Raw genomic sequence first — 2,514 nt, 5'->3', positions numbered from 1 at the left:
AAGAAAATGAAAGTAGTGAATTTAAGATAGTATCATACAAAAACGGTATTAAATCTGGCTCTTTTAAAAGTACAGATAAAGATTTAAATATTGAAGTTTCAGGACAGTATAAAAAAGGCAAAAAAAATGGAATTTGGATAACTAAATATACTGATACAGATATGATTATTAAAGAGGAATATAAAAATGGAGAATTAATATCTGAAAAGTAATTGATAAGACTCTTTGTAATAGACTTTGTTGGTTATAGTACTTTGATAATGAGATGTGATATAAGAACCTATTATTCTTAATGATTTATGAAACACATAACACTATATTTTCTCTTATTATTAAACCTTTCTAGTTGTTCTGCTCAAAAAGATACAGTTCAGATCAAAGAAGTAGCTCTTGAAGAGGTGGAAAAGGATGTCCTATTTTTATCTCTAGATATTAAAGACTATGATTTAAAAGATAAAACAGACAATCTACAATTAACTGTAAATAAAGATGGTCTATATCAATTTAAAGATTCTAGATTAGTAAATGCAGAAATCAAAATATGGTTACATGAGTTTTCTGAAATTGATAAAGATGTTATTGCAGATTGTGAAGAACCGCCTATCGCTTATGGTTACTTAGAAGGTAAAATAATCGATGGTAAAAAGGAGGGTAAATGGTTTAAAAAAATAAAGACCCCAATACACCCCCATTATATTATTGTTAAGGTTTTACATTATACAAATGGTTTTTTAAATGGAAAGTATCAAGTTTATGATACTAATAGTAGAATATTACACCCAATAGATCCACATCCTTTATACCCTGATGAATATAAGAATTACACAGATTTCAAAGAAGGAACAGGTTTGTATTATGATTACTATTATAGCACAGGTATCTTAAAAGAAAAGGGTTTCTATCTTCATGGTAAAAAACATTCTGTATGGCTTATTTATGATCGCAAGGGGTATCCAATAAAAAAAAGTATTTATAATAATGGGGTTTTATTAAATGATTAAACCTTAATTAAGACTTATAGTTTGGCAACAGCTAGTAATACAAGAGGATATTAAAGAATATTATAACTGGGTATGAGATCGTATATTTTAATCTTAGTAGTTTTATTATTATACTCCTGTAAAGCGCAAATTAGTCTATCTGAAATTCCAGATTTAGATAAAGATGATTCATACTATCCTCATGACTACCCACCACCAATGGGAGAAGATGTTACAGGAGGTGTTGTTAAAGATGAAAAGGGAAAAATGATAGCTTTGGCAGCAATTAAATTAGTTATCAATGACTCTGTATGTGTAAATGCTTATTCGAATTTTGATGGTAATTTTTCTTTTATGTATGACAAAAAAATGATAAACACTAATAGTCATATTATCGCATTGTTTGAAGGGTACTCAAAAAAAATAGTTCCATTTAAAAAGTTCAAGAGAAGTAAATTAGTTACCCTTGATAAATCAGGAGACGTAGTAAATCATGATGAATACAGAAGTTTTTATGAATCAATTAGGAGTTGCACTAGATAATACTTTTTTAGAAAAGAAATGAGATTTGGTAATAAATAAACAGTGTAAGGGTTATAACGAATCTATAAGAAGATGTAATTCATTTTTACGAATATTAATTACATACCTACCTAAGCCAATACACTTAGATAGTTTTAGTTTTTTTTAAAATCAGTAAGTTTTTCAACAATTTCATTACAGTAAATTTCTTTGACCACTTTTGCATATCGCATAGTCATTGATTTTGCAAAAAGAAGCAAAATTGTATCATGGGAAATAATAATTTTAAGTACATATTTATAGCTATATTCTTTATTTATGCTAAATCTTATTCGCAAGATTTAAAGGGTTCTAGCTTTATTCAGTTGAGAGGTTTTGAGTACGAAGAAATAATTAAGGATGGTGTTACTAAAAAAATGACAGGTAATTTTAGTATAATTTCTAAAACCGAAAAAGGTAAAATTAAATGGGTTGAAATAAAACGATATAATAAAGGCAAAAAGGTTGGGGAATGAGATAACTTATCATAACCTTTTTGCAGGTTTAAAATTGAGTTTTATAGCTAATTATAAAAACGATGTTCTTGATGGATATTATATGAATACAGACAATCATACATTTTCTAAAGAAGGGTATTATGAAAAAGGCAAAAAGAATGGTATTTGGAAAGAAAATGAAAGTAGTGAGTTTAAGATAGTATCATACAAAAACGGTATTAAATCTGGCTCTTTTAAAAGTACAGATAACGATTTGAATATTGAAGTTTCAGGACAGTATAAAAAAGGCAAAAAAAATGGAATTTGGATAACTAAATATACTGATACAGATATGATTATTAAAGAGGAATATGAAAATGGAGAATTAATATCTGAAAAGTAATTGATAAGACTCTTTGTAATAGACTTTGTTGGTTATAGTACTTTGATAATGAGATGTGATATAAGAACCTATTATTCTTAATGATTTATGAAACACATAACACTATATTTTCTCTTATTATTAAACCTTTCTA

General features: G+C 27.0%; 4 protein-coding genes and 1 pseudogene. All 5 read left to right on the top strand.

Features of this window, described 5'->3' with window-relative positions; translation table 11 throughout:
- Positions 1-212: pseudogene (locus CVD18_RS22905) on the top strand (hypothetical protein); the annotation flags it as partial.
- 87 nt (positions 213-299) lie between these two features.
- The gene (locus tag CVD18_RS21980; protein ID WP_103867597.1) at positions 300-1,001 is read left to right on the top strand and encodes a toxin-antitoxin system YwqK family antitoxin; all 702 of its coding nucleotides are present in this window, start codon (positions 300-302) and stop codon (positions 999-1,001) included.
- A 72-nt stretch (positions 1,002-1,073) separates the two neighbouring features.
- Positions 1,074-1,523, top strand: a complete 450-nt coding sequence (locus CVD18_RS21975; protein ID WP_103867596.1) for a hypothetical protein — start codon at positions 1,074-1,076, stop codon at positions 1,521-1,523.
- A gap of 248 nt (positions 1,524-1,771) precedes the next feature.
- A complete protein-coding gene (locus CVD18_RS21970; RefSeq protein ID WP_103867595.1) occupies positions 1,772-2,017 on the top strand; it encodes a hypothetical protein in 246 nt (81 codons plus the stop codon).
- Positions 2,007-2,381: a hypothetical protein gene (locus CVD18_RS21965; RefSeq protein WP_103867594.1), complete on the top strand. Its 375-nt coding sequence runs from the start codon at positions 2,007-2,009 to the stop codon at positions 2,379-2,381. The genes CVD18_RS21970 and CVD18_RS21965 overlap by 11 nt, the downstream gene beginning before the upstream one ends.
- Positions 2,382-2,514: the final 133 nt, after the last annotated feature.

It is taken from the genome of Aquimarina sp. I32.4, assembly GCF_002924285.1.
Taxonomy (GTDB): Bacteria; Bacteroidota; Bacteroidia; order Flavobacteriales; family Flavobacteriaceae; genus Aquimarina.
The sequence above is the reverse complement of the archived record's forward strand: the minus strand, read 5'-3'. Positions and strand labels throughout refer to the sequence as shown.

What these genes read in the sequence shown, in the direction of transcription:
- CVD18_RS21975 (WP_103867596.1), top strand. Translation starts at nt 1,074, where the DNA reads ATGAGATCGTATATTTTAATCTTAGTAGTTTTATTATTATACTCCTGT.
- CVD18_RS21980 (WP_103867597.1), top strand. Translation starts at nt 300, where the DNA reads ATGAAACACATAACACTATATTTTCTCTTATTATTAAACCTTTCTAGT.
- CVD18_RS21970 (WP_103867595.1), top strand. Translation starts at nt 1,772, where the DNA reads ATGGGAAATAATAATTTTAAGTACATATTTATAGCTATATTCTTTATT.